General features: G+C 75.1%; 14 protein-coding genes. 9 read left to right on the forward strand and 5 right to left on the reverse strand.

The annotated features are described in order from the left end of the window. Positions 1-82 precede the first annotated feature (82 nt). The 3 genes from PKA89_RS01775 to PKA89_RS01785 all read left to right on the forward strand — a co-directional run bounded on the left by PKA89_RS01775 (position 83) and on the right by PKA89_RS01785 (position 3,019). Positions 83-925 (forward strand): peptidase inhibitor family I36 protein, encoded by an 843-nt coding sequence (locus tag PKA89_RS01775; protein WP_324415993.1) that lies wholly within the window; start codon positions 83-85, stop codon positions 923-925. 83 nt (positions 926-1,008) lie between these two features. Next, the gene (locus PKA89_RS01780) at positions 1,009-1,950 is read left to right on the forward strand and encodes a peptidase inhibitor family I36 protein (RefSeq protein WP_324415995.1); all 942 of its coding nucleotides are present in this window, start codon (positions 1,009-1,011) and stop codon (positions 1,948-1,950) included. Positions 1,951-2,119: 169 nt separating this feature from the next. Then, positions 2,120-3,019 (forward strand): NBR1-Ig-like domain-containing protein, encoded by a 900-nt coding sequence (locus PKA89_RS01785; protein WP_324415997.1) that lies wholly within the window; start codon positions 2,120-2,122, stop codon positions 3,017-3,019. Positions 3,020-3,029: 10 nt separating this feature from the next. Here the strand turns inward: PKA89_RS01785 and PKA89_RS01790 are convergent, their stop codons facing one another. Next, positions 3,030-3,251 (reverse strand): DUF3046 domain-containing protein, encoded by a 222-nt coding sequence (locus PKA89_RS01790; RefSeq protein WP_324415999.1) that lies wholly within the window; start codon positions 3,249-3,251, stop codon positions 3,030-3,032. Positions 3,252-3,321: 70 nt separating this feature from the next. On the opposite strand from PKA89_RS01790, the gene PKA89_RS01795 reads away from it, so the two are divergent. The 6 genes from PKA89_RS01795 (at position 3,322) to PKA89_RS01820 (ending at position 13,358) form a co-directional block, all read left to right on the forward strand. Then, positions 3,322-4,290, forward strand: coding sequence for a nitrilase-related carbon-nitrogen hydrolase (locus PKA89_RS01795; protein ID WP_324416001.1), 969 nt, complete (start codon positions 3,322-3,324; stop codon positions 4,288-4,290). A gap of 5 nt (positions 4,291-4,295) precedes the next feature. Further along, complete coding sequence (locus PKA89_RS01800; RefSeq protein WP_324416003.1) at positions 4,296-5,333, forward strand: agmatine deiminase family protein; 1,038 nt, start codon at positions 4,296-4,298, stop codon at positions 5,331-5,333. Positions 5,334-5,337: 4 nt separating this feature from the next. Then, complete coding sequence (locus PKA89_RS01805) at positions 5,338-7,005, forward strand: hypothetical protein (protein ID WP_324416005.1); 1,668 nt, start codon at positions 5,338-5,340, stop codon at positions 7,003-7,005. A gap of 82 nt (positions 7,006-7,087) precedes the next feature. Continuing rightward, positions 7,088-7,723 (forward strand): dihydrofolate reductase family protein, encoded by a 636-nt coding sequence (locus tag PKA89_RS01810; RefSeq protein ID WP_324416008.1) that lies wholly within the window; start codon positions 7,088-7,090, stop codon positions 7,721-7,723. A gap of 49 nt (positions 7,724-7,772) precedes the next feature. Further along, positions 7,773-12,476: an ATP-dependent helicase gene (locus PKA89_RS01815; RefSeq protein WP_324416010.1), complete on the forward strand. Its 4,704-nt coding sequence runs from the start codon at positions 7,773-7,775 to the stop codon at positions 12,474-12,476. Between the two features lie 6 nt (positions 12,477-12,482). Continuing rightward, a complete protein-coding gene (locus PKA89_RS01820) occupies positions 12,483-13,358 on the forward strand; it encodes a DNA-formamidopyrimidine glycosylase family protein (protein ID WP_324416012.1) in 876 nt (291 codons plus the stop codon). A gap of 13 nt (positions 13,359-13,371) precedes the next feature. Here the strand turns inward: PKA89_RS01820 and PKA89_RS01825 are convergent, their stop codons facing one another. From PKA89_RS01825 to rimO, 4 genes are read right to left on the reverse strand one after another with little or no spacing between them, the layout of a single operon-like run. Further along, complete coding sequence (locus PKA89_RS01825) at positions 13,372-13,680, reverse strand: helix-turn-helix transcriptional regulator (RefSeq protein ID WP_324416014.1); 309 nt, start codon at positions 13,678-13,680, stop codon at positions 13,372-13,374. Then, complete coding sequence (locus tag PKA89_RS01830; RefSeq protein ID WP_324416016.1) at positions 13,677-14,252, reverse strand: nicotinamide-nucleotide amidohydrolase family protein; 576 nt, start codon at positions 14,250-14,252, stop codon at positions 13,677-13,679. The genes PKA89_RS01825 and PKA89_RS01830 overlap by 4 nt, the downstream gene beginning before the upstream one ends. Further along, positions 14,249-14,968, reverse strand: coding sequence for a CDP-diacylglycerol--glycerol-3-phosphate 3-phosphatidyltransferase (pgsA, locus tag PKA89_RS01835; RefSeq protein ID WP_324416018.1), 720 nt, complete (start codon positions 14,966-14,968; stop codon positions 14,249-14,251). Before pgsA ends, PKA89_RS01830 begins: the two co-directional genes overlap by 4 nt. 29 nt (positions 14,969-14,997) lie before the next feature. Further along, entirely contained in the window at positions 14,998-16,416 is a 1,419-nt protein-coding gene (gene rimO / locus PKA89_RS01840) for a 30S ribosomal protein S12 methylthiotransferase RimO (protein ID WP_324416020.1), read from the reverse strand. Positions 16,417-16,447 lie beyond the last annotated feature (31 nt).

Consider the following 16,447-nt stretch of genomic DNA (forward strand, 5'->3'; position numbering starts at 1 on the left):
CGGGCACCGTCGTCGGCACCTGCGGAGAACCCACGGGGGGACACCGGACCGCAGGACCACCCCACCAGGAGGGACACCCACCATGACACCCAGGAAGAAGCTGCTCGCCGCGCTGGCCACGGCGGCCGCCGTGGCCGTGCCGATGCTCGGCACCGCCGCCCCGGCCCAGGCCGCGGCCCGCGACGGCGTCTGTCAGTCCGGCGAGTTCTGCTACTACTACAACTCCGACAACGCCGGCTCGGTCTCCGACTTCACGACGTCGGTCGGCGACTACGGCACCACCCAGCCCAGCTGCTACGACTTCAAGGGCCCCGGCAACGGCAAGGGCCAGTGCATCAAGAACAACGCCGCCTCGGTCTGGAACCGCACCGGCAAGACCGTGCGGGTCTACTTCAACAGCAACTACGACGGCAGCCGGTACTACCAGGACTTCGCCGCCGGGGCGAAGAAGAACCTCAACGCCAACCTCAAGAACGACAACGCCTCGCACCGGATCGGCCTCGGCAGTGGCGGCAGCTGCTCCATCGCGGGCACCGGCGACCCGAAGACCTGCGCGCAGGCGGTCACCTGGGCCAAGAACCACGTCCACTCCGGATACCAGGACGGCTACTACAACCTCTGCGACCACCTCGTCGGCCTCGCCTACGGCTGGGCGCACAGCGGCTCGACGACGGCCTACGTCCACTGGACCCAGATCCCGGGCTCGTTCAAGCACCCCGGTGACACGAACGTCCCGGCCGGCGCGCTCGCCTTCTTCAGCGGCGGCTCCGGCCACGTGATGATCTCGATCGGCGGTGGCGAGTTCATCTCGAACGACATCCACGGCAACGGCTCGTACACCCGGACCACGATCTCCGAGATCAAGAGCAAGTGGGGCAAGCCGTACCTCGGCTGGGCCCAGCCCTGGTTCAAGGTCAACCACTGACCCACCACCCCTGCCGGTGACCGGCGACCCGGACGGCTCTCGTCGTCCGGGTCGCCGGCCCGGCCCGACCGGGAGGTCTCCCCGTGCGCATCCACCGACCACTCGCCGCCACCGCGCTCGCGGTCCTGACGGCGCTCACTGCCACCGTGACCGCCGCCCAGCCGGCCGCCGCGGCCGCCCGCGACGGCGTGTGCCAGTCCGGCGAGTTCTGCTACTACTACAACTCCGACAACGCCGGGTCGGTCTCCGACTTCACCGGCTCCGTCGCCGACTACGGCACGACCCAGCCGAGCTGCTACGACTTCAGGGGTCCCGGCAACGGCAAGGGGCTGTGCGTCAAGAACAACGCCGCCTCGGTCTGGAACCGCACCGGCAAGACGGTGCGGGTCTACTACAACAGCGACTTCGACGGCAGCCACCACTCCCAGGACTTCGCGCCGGGCGCGAAGAAGAACCTCGACGCGACGCTCAAGAACAACAACGCCTCGCACAAGGTCGGGGTGAGCAGCGGTGGCGGCGGGGGGTGCTCCACCGACGGCACGAACACGACGCCGCCGAGCAGCATCCTCGTCTACCGGGTGAGCGCCGGACGGGTCGACCGCGTCGCGTTCCGGAGCTACGTCAAGAACGTCCTGCCCAACGAGTGGGTCAGCAGCTGGCCGCGGGCCTCGCTGCGGGCCGGGGCGATGGCCGTCAAGAGCTACGGCTGGTACTGGGCCCTGCACTCCACCCGGAAGACCTCGTGGGGCGCCTGCTACGACGTCCGCGACGACACCGGCGACCAGGTCTACCGGCCGAGCTCGGCGGTCACCTCCACGAGCGCCGCGGTGGACGACACGTGGGGCACCCGGATGACGCGCGGCGGCTCGATCCTCCAGGCGCACTACTGCTCGACGACGACCGCGTGCCCGGCGTGGGTCAGCGGCGACTGGATGTCGCAGTACGGCTCGCGGGACCTCGCGAACGCCGGCCGGTCGTGGCAGTACATCCTCGACCACTACTACAGCGGGATCACGCTGCACTGACCTCCATCCCTCGGAGGCGTTGCGGCACAGGGCCGCCCACCGCGCTGACGCGGTGAGCGGCCCTTCCTCGCGCAGCGACGGGGAGTTCTCCCCGAGACGCGGGGCCCCGGCGGCGGTAGCCTCCGGGAGGAGCGGGTCCCCGGGGGGCGGACCCGCGGGAGGGAGCGACGTGGCGCCACGAGCTGCGGCCAGGGCACGGGCCATCGAGGGGTTCGCGAACGACCTCGCGCAGCTGCGGGAGGGGTGCGGACGCCCGTCCTTCCGCGCCATGGCCGCGCGGTCGAGAGCCATCTCGCACACCACCCTCCACGAGGCGTCGCAGGGGCACCGGCTGCCGAGCTGGGAGACGACGGTCGAGTACGTGCGGGCCTGCGGGGGCGACCCGGCCGACTTCCGGGCGCGGTGGGAGTGCGCGCACGGCGTCGTGGCGGCCGGCCGGCCGCAGCGGTCCACCGACGACGCACCTCCCCCCACCCCGCCGACGGACCCGGCACCCGAGCCCGTGACGGAGGCGGCACGCGCCACGCGGCGGCCGCTCGTCGGGGTGCTCGCCGTCGCCGGCGTGGTCACCCTCGCCCTCGGCGTCGACGCGACCGCGCGGCTCTCCGGGGCCCAGGCGCGCCCGTGGGCGGTCGGCTCGGCCGCGACGGCTCCGGCCCCCACACCGCCGCCGGGCGGGTGCGAGGGCTCCGGGTCGGCCGCCGTCGCGGCCGCCCGGAGGACCACGCCGGGGATGCTCCTCGTCGCGGACGTCACGATCCCGGACTGCGCCACGGTCGCGCCCGGGGTGGTCCGCACCAAGACCTGGCGGCTGCGCAACACCGGGAGCCGCCCGTGGACCGGCTACCTGCTGCGCCGCCTCGACCAGCCGCAGCACGTCGACGACTGCCAGTCGGTCGGCGAGGTCCCCGTCCCGGCGACCGCGGCGGGGTCGACCGCCGACGTCTCGGTCGCGGTCACCGTGCCCTCCGGCACCGGGTCGTGCGACGTGCGGTTCGCGGTCGTCGACGCCCGCGGTGCGGCGCCGTTCCCCGACAACACCCTGCGACTGCGCGTGCGGGTGGGCTGAGCCGCTCCGCTCAGGCCCTCGGCGGGTGGTCGCGCCCGTGCCGGCGCTCCTCGGGGACGTCCATCTGGTCGCAGAGGGCCGTCCACACCTCGCGCGGCGCGACCCCGGCGTCGAGGGCCTCGTCGGCGGTGTGACCGCCGAGCGCGGTCAGGTGCTGGCTGCGCGCGAGCGAGCGCGAGTACGCGTCGCCGAACTCCTCGGCCATGAGCTCCCAGAACCTCGAGTGACGCACCCGTCGATGGTAGGCGGGCGCGTGGACCGCCCGGTCGGGCGGGGCCCGGCGACGGCGGCATACTGGCGCCATGCGCCTCATCACCGCCGACGGGGTCCTCCCCTCGCTCGCCCGCGTCCACGAGCCCTCCGAGCCGCCGGTGCGCGTCGGCCTGGTCCAGCACGCGTGGGACGCGGACGCCGACCGGCTGCGGGCCACCCTGCTCGACGGCGTGCGCACCGCCGCCGACGCCGGCGCCCGCGTCGTGTTCCTCCCCGAGCTCACCCTCTCGCGCTACCCGGCCGACACGCTGCCGGCCGGTCGGCCGGACGCGAGCGCCGAGTCGCTCGAGGACGGGCCGACGCTCGCGTTCGCGCGCGAGGCCGCCGCCACCACGGGCGCGTACGTCCACGCGAGCCTCTTCGAGAAGGCGCCGGCCCCGGACGGCACCGACGACGGGCTCGGCTTCAACACCGCCGTCCTCGTCGCCTCGGACGGCACGCTCGTGGGTCGCACGCGCAAGACCCACATCCCGGTGACCGCGGGCTACTACGAGGACCGCTACTTCCGCGCCGGCCCGCCCGAGGGCGCCTACCCGGTCTACGACGTCGCCGACCTCGGGATGCGCGTCGGGCTGCCGACCTGCTGGGACGAGTGGTTCCCCGAGGTGGCCCGGGCCTACTCCCTCGGCGGCGCCCAGGTGCTCGCCTACCCGACGGCGATCGGCTCCGAGCCCGACCACCCCGACTTCGACACCCAGCCGCTGTGGGAGCACACGATCGTCGGGCACGCCATCGCGAGCGGCCTGTTCGTCGTCGTCCCGAACCGCTACGGCACCGAGGGGCTGATCACCTTCTACGGCTCGTCGTTCATCGCGGACCCGTACGGCCGCGTGCTCGTCCGGGCCCCGCGCGACGAGGCGGCCGTGCTCGTCGCCGACCTCGACCTCGCGCAGCGCCGCGACTGGCTCGAGCTCTTCCCGTTCCTCGCGACCCGGCGGCCCGACTCCTATGCTGCGCTCGCCGCCCCGGTGCGTCCCGAGCACCGCCGGGAGGCGTGAGCCCGATGACCTGGCGGATGCCGCCCGAGTGGGCACCCCACGAGCGCACCTGGATGGCCTGGCCGTCCTCGGGCTACACGCTCGGCGACACCGAGGCCGACGCCGATGAGGCGCGCGCGACGTGGGCGGACGTCGCCCTCGCGGTGTCGCGCTTCGAGCCGGTCACCGTCGTCGTCGACCCCGCCGCCGTGGCCGTCGCCCGGCACTGGCTCGGCGAGGGCCGGCACGAGCACCACCGGCTCGACGTCCTCGAGGCCCCGCTCGACGACGCGTGGATGCGCGACATCGGGCCGACCTTCGTCGTCTCGGACGCCGGCGCCCTCGGCGCGGTCGACTGGGTCTTCAACGGCTGGGGTGCGCAGGAGTGGGCCTCGTGGGAGCACGACGCGCAGGTCGGGACGTTCGTCGCCGGCCGGGCCGGGGCGGAGCGCATCGGGTCCGAGCTGGTCAACGAGGGCGGCGGGATCCACGTCGACGGCGAGGGCACCGTGCTCCTCACCGAGACCGTGCAGCTCGACCCGGGGCGCAACCCCGGGCTGGGACGCGCCGACGTCGAGGCCGAGCTGGCCCGCACCATCGGTGCGACGCACTGCATCTGGCTGCCGCGAGGGCTGACCCGCGACTACGACGAGTTCGGCACCCGCGGGCACGTCGACATCGTCGCGACCTTCGCCGCGCCCGGCGTCGTCCTCCTCCACTGGCAGGGGGACCCCGCCCACCCCGACCACGAGGTGTCCGTCGAGCTCGAGGGCCTGCTGTCCTCCGCCACCGATGCCGCGGGCCGTTCCCTCGAGGTGGTGCGCGTGCCGGCGCCGCGCACGCTCTCCGACGACGAGGGCTGGGTCGACTGGTCCTACATCAACCACCTCGTCGTCAACGGCGGGGTCGTGGCCTGCGCGTTCGAGGACGAGCAGGACGGGGCGTCGCTCGCCGTGCTGGAGCGGGTCTACCCGGGCCGCACCGTCGTCGGCGTCGACGCCCGGCCGCTCTTCGCCCGCGGCGGCGGCATCCACTGCATCACCCAGCAGCAGCCGCGACACTGACACGATGGTGAGCCGGCTCGCGACCGTGCGGGAGGACGAGATCTCCGGGGTCCCCGTCCTCTGGGTCGACAGTGGTCGCCCGACGCTCGCGGCCAGCCTCGTGTTCCGGACGGGGATCGTGGACGAGACGCTCCCGACCAGCGGGTGGACGCACCTCGTCGAACACCTCGCCCTGCGGGGCCGCGGCGGAGGCGCCCTCCAGGTCAACGGCTCCACGTCCCTCCTGCGGACGACGATCGACGCGCACGGGCCGGCCGACGCGGTGGAAGCCTTCCTCGAGGACGCCACCCGCTGGTTCGCGCGTCCGTCCTTCGGGTCGGTCCACGGCGAACGCGAGGTCCTGCGGGCCGAGGCCGCGCAGCGCCCCCGCGGCGCGATGGCCACGACCCTGGTCCAGCGATTCGGCGCGCAGGGTCCCGGACTCGTCGGGTTCGACGAGCCAGGGCTGCGACGGGCCACGCCGGAGCACCTGCTGGGCCTGGTGAGGTCGGCGTTCACGGCGGGCAACGCCGCGTTGGTGCTCGACGGCCCACCGCGCGCGACGACACGCCTCGCCCTCCCCGGCGGCGAGCGACGTTCGGTCCCACCCCTGCCCGGGGGCACGGGTCCCTTCCCGGCAGCGCACGTGCTGGACTCACACGTGTGCTGCTCCGGGCTCGTCCAGCGCGGTGCGGCCGCCGGGGTGCTGGCCGACCTGCTGGCCGGCGAGCTCCGCCGCGAGCTGCGCGACGTGGCGCACGGAGCCTACTCACCGTGGTCCGTCTACGAGCCGGTGGCGGTCGATGCGGCCGTCGTCGGCGCCGGCTCCGCGGTGGCCCCGAGCATCCTCCCGCGCGTCGTCGACCTGGTGTACGGCTCGGTGGAGAACCTGCGCCGCCGTGGCCCGGACGAGCGGGCCCTGACCGCCGCGGTCGAGGCGGCCGCACAGCGAGTCCGCGACCCCTACAACGCGCTCTCTCTCGCCCACATGGTCGCAGGGACCCGGCTCGAGGGCGGCGCCACCCTCGAGCCCGAGGAGCACCTCGAGCAGCTCCTGCGCCTGACGGTGGACGACGTCCGTGCCGCGGCCGAGGTGTGTGCGGACAGCCTCGTCCTCGGCGTCCCCGAGGGGGCGGTGTGGAAGGAGTCCATGCCCGTCATGGGGTGGCGGGAGACGCGCGAGCGACCGGTGGGGACGACCTACCGCTCGCTCAACGCGCCGGGCGATCGCTCCGCGCTCGTCGTGTCCGACGAGGTCGTGGCGGTGGGCAGACGGAACAGGTGGCGCGTCGTCCCCTTCGACGAGGTGGCTGCGGTCGTCGCCGCCCCGGACGGAGGCCGGGAGGTGGTCAGCGACGCGGGGCGGTCGATCCTCGTCGAACCGACGCTGTGGCGCCGGGGTGTGGCTGCGGTGGCGAAGATCGACGAGGCCATCCCGACGGCGCTGGTGATCCCGCACGAGGACCGGCCCGCAACGCAGGTCCCCGCTCCGGCAGGAGCCGCGGCCCGGTGGTCGGCCGTCCCGTACCTGGCGTCGGTGGTGGTCGCACTCGCCGCGATCGGCGCAGTGGCCCTGTCGGTCCGGACGGGCAACATCGCGCTCATCTCGTTCAGCGTGATCGGAGCGCTGATCGCCGTGACGCTGGTCGCCACGAAGGACCGGACCCCGGGTGGCGGCTCGTCCGGTCCGTGAACCCCGGGATGCATGCCGGCGCGCTAGCGTGCGAGGCAACCGGACCCCCGAACGGTCCCGTCGCCGACCAGGAGCAGCCGACATGTCACGTACCCGGGTCCACAACTTCGCCATCTCCCTCGACGGGTTCGGCTCCGGGGAGCCGCAGTCGCTCGAGGCGCCGTTCGGGCACGCCGGCCAGCGGCTGCACGAGTGGATGTTCGCGACCCGCTACTGGGGGCCCGACGGCGGCGAGGGGGTCGACGACGCGTTCGCCCGGCGGTTCGCCGACGGCTTCGGCGCCGAGATCATGGGCGCCAACAAGTTCGGCCCGCCCGGCTGGCAGGACGACCCGCAGTGGCGCGGCTGGTGGGGCGAGGACCCGCCGTTCCACACGCCGACCTACGTCCTGACCCACCGCCCGCGGCCGTCGATGGAGATGGAGGGTGGCACGACCTTCCACTTCCTCGAGGCCTCCCCCGTCGAGGCGCTCGAGGTGGCCCGGGCAGCTGCCGGTGACCTCGACGTGCGGATCGGCGGCGGCGCCACCGTCGTGCGCGACTTCCTCGCCGCGGGGCTCGTCGACCTCATGCACGTCGTGCAGGTGCCGATCGTGCTCGGCCGCGGGGTGCGGCTCTGGGACGGGCTCGAGGGGCTCGAGTCGGACTACGCCGTCGAGGCCGTGTCGAGCCCCAGCGGCGTGACCCACCTGACCTTCACCCGCCGGCCCGCCTCCTGAGCCCTCGGCGCACCCTCGTGTCGGCGCCGGATGAGAGGGTGTGACCAGCATGGATGCCGATGTCCTCGACCGGTTCTCCCCCGCCACGGCCGCGTGGTTCCGGGGCAGCTTCAGCGCGCCCACGGCCGCGCAGACCGGCGCCTGGGAGGCGGTGAGCAGCGGCCACCACGCCCTCGTCGTCGCCCCCACCGGTTCCGGCAAGACCCTCTCCGCCTTCCTCTGGGCCCTCGACCGCCTCGCCGCCGAACCGGTGCCCGAGAACCGGATGCGGCGCTGCCGGGTCCTCTACGTCTCCCCGATGAAGGCCCTCGCCGTCGACGTCGAGCGCAACCTGCGCAGCCCGCTCGTCGGCATCCGGCACGCGGCAACCCGGCTGGGGCTGCCGGAGCCCGACATCACCGTGGCCGTCCGCTCCGGCGACACGCCCTCCGACGAGCGGCGCGCCTTCGCCCGCACCCCGAGCGACGTCCTCATCACGACACCCGAGTCGCTCTTCCTCCTGCTGACCAGCGCCGCCCGCGAGGCCCTGGCCGGGGTCGAGACGGTGGTCCTCGACGAGGTGCACGCCCTGGCCGGCACCAAGCGCGGCGCCCACCTCGCCCTCTCCCTCGAGCGGCTCGACGCCCTGCTCGAACGGCCGGCCCAGCGGATCGGCCTGTCCGCCACCGTCCGTCCCGTCGAGGAGGTGGCCCGCTACCTCGCCGGCGGCCGACCCGTCGACATCGTCCAGCCGCCGTCGACCAAGGAATGGGACCTCAAGGTCGTCGTCCCGGTCCCCGACATGTCCGAGCTCGGCCAGCCCACCGGCGACCTCGCCGGGGCGGCGTCGGGGCAGGAGCAGCGGGCGTCCATCTGGCCGCACGTCGAGGAGCGCATCGTCGACCTCGTCGCCGACCACACCTCCACGCTCGTCTTCTCCAACAGCCGCCGGCTCGCCGAGCGGCTGACCACCCGGCTCAACGAGATCTGGGAGGAGCGGGTCGAGGCGGCCGACGGGGACGACGCCGTCGGGCCCGACGGCGCAACCCCTCGGCCGGCCGTCCTCAGGAGCACCCCGGCGCAGGTGATGGCCCAGTCCGGGCAGAGCGGCGGCGCACCTCCGGTCCTCGCCCGCGCCCACCACGGCTCGGTGAGCAAGGAGCAGCGGGGCCAGATCGAGGAGGAGCTGAAGTCCGGCCGGCTGCCGGCCGTCGTCGCGACGAGCAGCCTCGAGCTCGGCATCGACATGGGCGCGGTCGACCTCGTCGTCCAGGTCGAGTCGCCGCCGTCCGTGGCCAGCGGGCTGCAGCGGGTCGGGCGGGCCGGACACCAGGTCGGCGCCGTCTCCCGCGGTGTCCTCTTCCCGAAGTTCCGCGGCGACCTCGTCCAGACGGCGGTCGTCGTCGAACGGATGCTCGCCGGCTCGATCGAGGCGCTGCACGTCCCGCAGAACCCCCTGGACGTCCTCGCCCAGCAGGTCGTCGCGATGTGCGCCCTCGACGAGTGGACCGTCGACGACGTCCTGGCCCTCGTCCGCCGCTCCGCGCCGTACGCGGCCCTGACCCGGCCCGTCCTCGAGTCCGTCCTCGACATGCTCGCGGGCAGGTACCCGAGCGAGGACTTCGCCGAGCTGCGGGCCCGCATCACCTGGGACCGGTTGTCCGACACCCTCACCGGCCGCCGAGGCGCCCAGCGACTCGCCGTCACCTCGGGCGGCACGATCCCCGACCGCGGGCTCTACGCCGTCTTCCTGGCCACCGGTGAGGGCCCGGGGCGGCGGGTCGGCGAGCTCGACGAGGAGATGGTCTACGAGTCGCGGGTCGGCGACCTCTTCACCCTCGGCACGAGCACCTGGCGGATCGAGGACATCACCCACGACCGCGTGCTCGTCACCCCGGCGCCCGGGCTGCCCGGCCGCCTCCCGTTCTGGAAGGGCGACTCGCTCGGCCGGCCGGCCGAGCTGGGGCGGGCGGTCGGCGAGTTCGTCCGCGAGGTCGAGGCGCTCTCCCCCGACGCCGCCCGCGAGCGGGTCATGGCGGCCGGCCTCGACGAGTGGGCCGCCGACAACCTCCTCACGTACCTGCGCGAGCAGCGCGAGGCCACCGGGCACGTCCCCGACGACCGCACCATCGTCGTCGAGCGCTTCCGCGACGAGCTCGGCGACTGGCGGATCGCGGTCCACTCCCCCTTCGGCGCCCAGGTCCATGCCCCGTGGGCGCTCGCCCTCTCGGCCCGGATGCGCGACCGGTTCGGCGTCGACGTGCAGGCGATGCACGGCGACGACGGCATCGTGCTGCGGCTGCCCGACCTCGAGTGGGACGACGTCGAGGGCCTCGACCGGCGGGGCGTCGGCCGCGAGCTCCTCGCGCTGGTCACCCTCGAGCCCGACGACGTGCGAGCCCTGGTCACCGAGGAGATCGGCGGCTCGGCCCTCTTCGCCAGCCGGTTCCGCGAGTGCGCCGCACGCGCCCTGCTCCTCCCCCGTCGTCGCCCCGACCGCCGTCAGCCGCTGTGGCAGCAGCGCCAGCGCGCCTCGCAGCTGCTCGAGGTGGCGAGCCGCTTCCCCACCTTCCCGATCGTCCTCGAGGCGGTGCGGGAGTGCGTCCAGGACGTCTTCGACGTGCCCGGCCTCGCCGAGCTGATGCGCGACGTCGCCGGGCGGAAGGTCACCGTCGTCGACGTCGAGTCCGCGACCCCGTCGCCGTTCGCCAAGTCGCTGCTCTTCGGGTACGTCGCCCAGTTCCTCTACGAGGGCGACAGCCCGCTGGCCGAGCGCCGCGCGGCCGCCCTCGCCCTCGACCCGAGCCTGCTCGCGGAGCTGCTCGGCGGCTCCGAGGGGCTGGCCCTGCGCGACCTCCTCGACGCCGAGCAGGTGGCCCGCACCGAGGCCGAGCTGCAGCGGCTCACCCCGGAGCGCGCGGTCCGCGACGCCGACGACGTCCTCGACCTGCTCCGGGTGCTCGGGCCGTTGTCGGTCGACGGCGTGGTCCGGCGCTGCCGCGAGGGCGTCACCGGCTCCGACGTGGAGTCGTGGCTCGCCGGGCTCGCGTCGGCGCGCCAGGTCATCCCGGTCCGGGTGGCCGGCGAGGACCGCTGGGCGGCCATCGAGGACGCCTCCCGGCTGCGCGACGCCCTCGGCGCCTCACTCCCGCCCGGTGTCCCGCAGGCCTTCCTCGAGCCGGTCGAGGACCCCCTCGGCGACCTCGTCGCCCGGTACGCCCGCACGCACGCACCGTTCCACGTGGCCGAGGTGGCCCGCGCCTACGGCATCGGCGTCGCCGTGGCGTCGACGGCGCTGGCGCGGCTCGTCTCCTCCGGCCGGGTCGTCGAGGGCGAGCTGCTGCCGACCGGCGGCGGGTCCACCGAGTTCTGCGACGCCGAGGTCCTCCGGATGCTCCGGCGGCGCTCCCTCGCGGCACTGCGGGCCGAGGTCGAGCCGGTCACCCCGGACGCCTTCGGCCGCTTCGTCGGCGAGTGGCAGGGCGTCGGCGGCCGGCTGCGGGGTCGCGACGGCGTGGTCCGGGTCGTCGAGCAGCTGAGCGGCGCGGTGCTCCCGGCCAGCTCGATCGAGTCCCTCGTCCTGCCGGCCCGGGTGGCCGACTACTCCCCCGCCCTCCTCGACGAGCTGATGGCCAGCGGCGAGGTCCTGTGGTGTGGGCACGGGTCGCTCCCGGGCGACGACGGCTGGGTCTCGCTCCACCTCGCCGACTCGGCGCACCTCACGCTGCCCGGCCCGGACCCCGAGCGGGTACCGGACGAGCGCGGTATCGCCCTCCTCGACGTCCTCGCCGGTGGTGGCGCGCACTTCTTCCGCTCGCTCTCCGACCAGGTCGGCAGCACCGACGACGAGGAGCTGGCCACGACCCTCTGGGACCTCGTGTGGGCGGGCCGGGTCACCGGCGACACCTTCGCGCCGGTCCGCGCCCTGCTGGCCGGCGGCCGCACGACCCACAAGCGGTCGGCGCCCGGGCCACGGCGGACCCGCTACGGCGGTCGGCGCGGGCCGCTCGGCGCGCTGGGGTCCGCACCCTCACGGCCAGCCCTCCCCGCGCGCACCGGGCCGGCCCGGGTCACCGGGCGCTGGTCGCTCCTGCCGCCGGCCGAGGACGACCCCACCCTGCGGGCGCTGGCCACCGCCGAGCTGCTCCTCGACCGGTACGGCGTCGTCACCCGCGGCGCCGTCGCCGCCGAGGAGGTCCCCGGCGGGTTCGCCGGCGTCTACCGGGTCCTCGGCAAGGCCGAGGAGAGCGGCCGGGTGCGGCGCGGCTACTTCGTCGAGGGCCTCGGCGCCTCGCAGTTCGGCACCTCCGGGGCCGTCGACCGGCTGCGGGCCGGCACCCAACCGGCCGGGGACCAGCGCCGGAGCGAGCCGACCACCGTCGTCCTCGCGGCCGCCGACCCGGCCAACCCCTACGGCGCGGCGCTGCCGTGGCCCGACCGCGCCGCCGACCCCACCGACGACGCCCCCGACGACCGGCGCCGCCGGCACCAGCCGGGACGCAAGGCCGGCGCCGTCGTCGTCCTCGTCGACGGCGTGCTCGTGCTCTACGTCGAGCGTGGTGGCAAGACCCTGCTGACCTTCGCCGACGACGCCGAGGTCCTGGCGCGGGCGGCGACCGCCCTCGCCGACGCCGTCCGCCGCGGCCACCTCGGCCGGATCACCGTCGAGAAGGCCGACGGCGGTCAGCTCCTCGGCTCGGACCACCCGGTCGTCGCCGCGCTCGAGGCGGCCGGCTTCCACCTCACTCCCCGCGGGCTGCGGATGCGGCGGTGAGGCCACGTGCCCGAGGGTGACACCGTCCACCGGACCGCCGACCGGCTGCACCGCGCCCTCGCCGGGCGCGTGGTGACCCACGCCGAGCTGCGCTGGCCGTCGGTCCCCGACGTCGACCTGCGCGGCGCCACGACCCTCGAGGTCGTGGCCCGCGGCAAGCACGTCCTGCACCGCTTCGACACCGGCTCGACGCTCCACACCCACCTGCGGATGGAGGGCCAGTGGCGGGTCGAGCACCCCGGCCCGCGCACCGAGCGGCGGCTGCGCAGCCCCGACCTGCGCGCCGCCGTCCTCACCGAGGAGTGGTCCGGCCTCGGGCTCCGGCTGGGCATGCTCGACCTCGTCCCCACCGCCCGCGAGGCCGACCTCGTCGGGCACCTCGGCCCGGACGTCCTCGGCCCGGACTGGGACCCCGAGCGCGCCCGCGACCGCCTGCTCGCCCACCCGGGCACCCTCGTCGAGGCGCTCCTCGACCAGCGCTCCCTCGCCGGCGTCGGCACGTTCTGGGCCAGCGAGCTGCTCTTCCTCGAGCGGATGCACCCGTGGGCGCCGACGGCCTCGACCGACCCCGAGCGGCTCGACCGGCTCCTCGACCGGCTGCACCGGCTGATGGCGGCGGCGGAGCGCACCGGGTGGCAGGGCAGCACGGGCATCCAGCGGGCCGGTGAGGAGGCGTACGTCCACGCCCGCTCCGGTCGGCCGTGCCGCCGGTGCGGCGACACAGTCCGGGTCGCCATGGCGGGGGTCCCGCCACGCGAGCGCACCGTCTTCTCGTGCCCGAGCTGCCAGGGCGGCCTCGCGCCGACCGACGACGGACGGCCGCAGCGTCCGCTCGGCAGCACCCCGGGGCCACGCGGCGCCTACCGCCGCCGCACCCCCTGATCCAGGTGGGGTGTCAGGCCGCGGAGGCGGAGACCTCGCCGGCGCCCAGCGCGGGACCGACGGGGAGGGTGACCGGAGCGGTCATCGTCTCGACGTGCTCGACCCGCTCGTGGACGAGGCCGAGGAGCTCGGAGAGCGACATCCCGAGACCGTCGCAGACCGACGCGAGCAGCTCGGAGGACGCCTCCTTGGTGCCGCGCTCGAGCTCGCTGAGGTAGCCGAGGGAGACGGCGGAGGACGACGCGACGTCCCGCAGCGTGCGGCCCTGGGCGGTGCGCACCTCGCGGAGCACCTCGCCCAGCTCGTGGCGGAGCAGGATCACGGCGCCTCCTCTCGAGATCTCGGCCCGTCGGTCCTGGGACCACCGTACCGCGCCGGCCCGGGGTCGGCGCGGAGGTTTCGGGTGGTCCGGGCCACGAGGTCGAGGGCGGCGTCGACGGCCGAACGCCGCACCGTGGCCCGGTCTCCGGAGAACGCGTGCTCCTCGACCGCTGTTCCCGCGGGACCGCTCACGCCGACGAAGACGGTGCCGACCGCCCGGCCGTCGGCGGGGTCGGGCCCGGCGACGCCGGTGGTCGAGACGCCGAGGTCGGCGCCGAGGACCCGGCGAGCGCCCTCGGCCAGCTGGGCGGCGACGTCGGGATCGACCGCCCCCACCCGGGCCAACAGCTCGGCGTCGACCCCGAGCACCGAGGCCTTGACGTCGGTGGCGTACGCGACGACCCCGCCGCGCACGACGGCCGACGCACCGGGCACGTCGACGAGGGTCGCGCAGACCAGCCCGCCGGTCAGCGACTCGGCGGTGGCGACGCTCAGGCCCGCTTCCGCCAGCAGGCCCACGACCTCGGCGGCCGCGGTGGTCGCCGCGGCCCGCGGGGCCGGCGGGGTGCTCACCCCGACCCCTCACCGGCCCGCCGGGCGGCCCGCTCGGCCCGCTCGGCCCGCTTGCGGACCGCACGCTCGCTCGTGCGCCGCAGCCGCAGCGCCTGGACGAGGTAGTCGACCCCGGTGACGACGGTGACGACGACCGCGGCGCCGAGGAGCGTCCACGCGAGGGCGTCCCAGAAGCCCGGGGCCGGCAGGGTCGCGCGCGGCCAGAGGAAGAAGCCGATGCCGAAGGTCTGCAGGAGCGTCTTGAGCTTCCCGCCGCGCCCGGCCGCCATCACGCCGTGCCGGATGACCCAGAACCGCATCGCGGTGATGCCCCACTCGCGGACGAGGACCACGACGGTGACCCACCACATCACCTCGCCGATGCTGGAGAGCCCGACGAGCGCCATCGTCACGAGGGCCTTGTCGGCGATCGGGTCGAGGACCTTGCCGACGTTGGTCACGAGTCCCCGGCTGCGGGCGAGGTCGCCGTCGATGCGGTCGGTGACCATCGCGAGCGCGAACACCCCGAACGCGGCCCAGCGCAGGGCCGGGGACTCGCCACCGCGGGAGAGCAGCAGCGAGCCGAAGACCGGCACGAGGGCGAGCCGGAGCACCGTGAGGTAGTTGGCGATGTTCCACGCGCTCGGGCCGGTCTCGGGCACGACGGGGCTCGCCGGGTCGATGCCCACGCGGTAGGGGTCGCTCATCCGGCCGTCGGCGAGCGGGCCCGGTCGCACCGGACGCGGAGGGTGTGGTGTGGGCTCGCTCATCGCGGCTCCACGAGCAGGTCGACCCCCTCGGCCCCGACGACGACCCCCTCGAGGAAGGTGCCGACCGCGGGGGGCACGGCCTGCGGGCCGAGCCGGACGTGGCAGACGCCGTCGACGTCGGGCCCCTGGTGGTCGGCCCGCCCGACGACCAGGCCGGGCTCGTCGTCGTCGTGCTCCTCGACGAGGACGGTGACCGCCTCGCCGACCCGCTCGAGCGCGCGCTGGGCGGTCAGCTCCTCGACGAGGGCCGAGACCCGCTCGACCCGCTCGGCGACGACCTGCTCCGGTAGGTGGCCGTCGAGCCGCTCGCCCTCGGTGCCGTCCTCGTCGGAGTAGCCGAAGACGCCGACGACGTCGAGGCGCGCCTCGGTGAGGAACCGCTCGAGCTCGGCGACGTCGGCCTCGGTCTCGCCGGGGAAGCCGACGATGACGTTGCTGCGCGCCCCGGCGAGGGGCTGGCGCTCACGGACCCCGGCGAGCAGGCCGAGGAAGGCGTCGGTGCCGCCGAAGCGGCGCATCCGCCGCAGCAGCGGAGTGGACGCGTGCTGGAAGGAGAGGTCGTACCACGGCGAGACCCCGGGCGTGGCGGCCATCGTCTCGAGCAGCCCGGGGCGCACCTCGGCCGGCTGCAGGTAGGACACCCGCACCCGCTCGACGCCGTCGACGCCGGCCAGCTCGGGCAGGAGGGACTCCAGCAGCGTGAGGTCGCCGAGGTCCTTGCCGTAGGAGGTCGAGTTCTCGCTGACGAGGAACAGCTCGCGCACGCCCTGGCCGGCGAGCCAGCGCGCCTCGGCGACGACGTCGGTGGGCCGGCGCGAGACGAACGAGCCCCGGAACATCGGGATGGCGCAGAAGGCACACCGCCGGTCGCAGCCGCTCGCGATCTTCAGGGGCGCCCACGGGGCGGAGCCGAGTCGGCTGCGCACGACGCCGGCGTCGTGGCCGGGCAGCGCGACGGCGTCCGAGGCCGCCGCGCGGTCGACCGGCGACAGCGGCAGCAGCCGTCGCCGGTCGGTGGGCACGTGTGCCTCCGGCCGCGCCCCGCCGAGGATGGCCCGCAGGTGCGAGGACATGTCGGCGTAGGAGTCGAAGCCGAGGACGGCGTCGGCGTCCGGGAGCTCCTCGGCGAGGGTGCGCCCGTACCGCTCGGCGAGGCAGCCGACGGCGACGACCGCCCGCGTGCGGCCGGTCTCCTTGAGGTCGGCGGCCTCGAGGAGGGTGTCGATCGAGTCCTTCTTCGCCTGCTCGACGAAGCCGCAGGTGTTGACCAGCGCGACGTCGGCGTCGGCGGCGTCCTCGACGAGGGTCCAGCCGTCGGCGGCGAGCCGGCCGGCGAGCTCCTCGGAGTCGACCTCGTTGCGGGTGCAGCCGAGGGTCACGAGCGCGACGCTGCCGCGGGTCGCACTGGTGGTCATGGCGCCACTCTAGTTGCGGGGTCGAACGGCC

Source organism: Phycicoccus sp., assembly GCF_035325325.1.
Lineage (GTDB): Bacteria > Actinomycetota > Actinomycetes > Actinomycetales > Dermatophilaceae > Phycicoccus.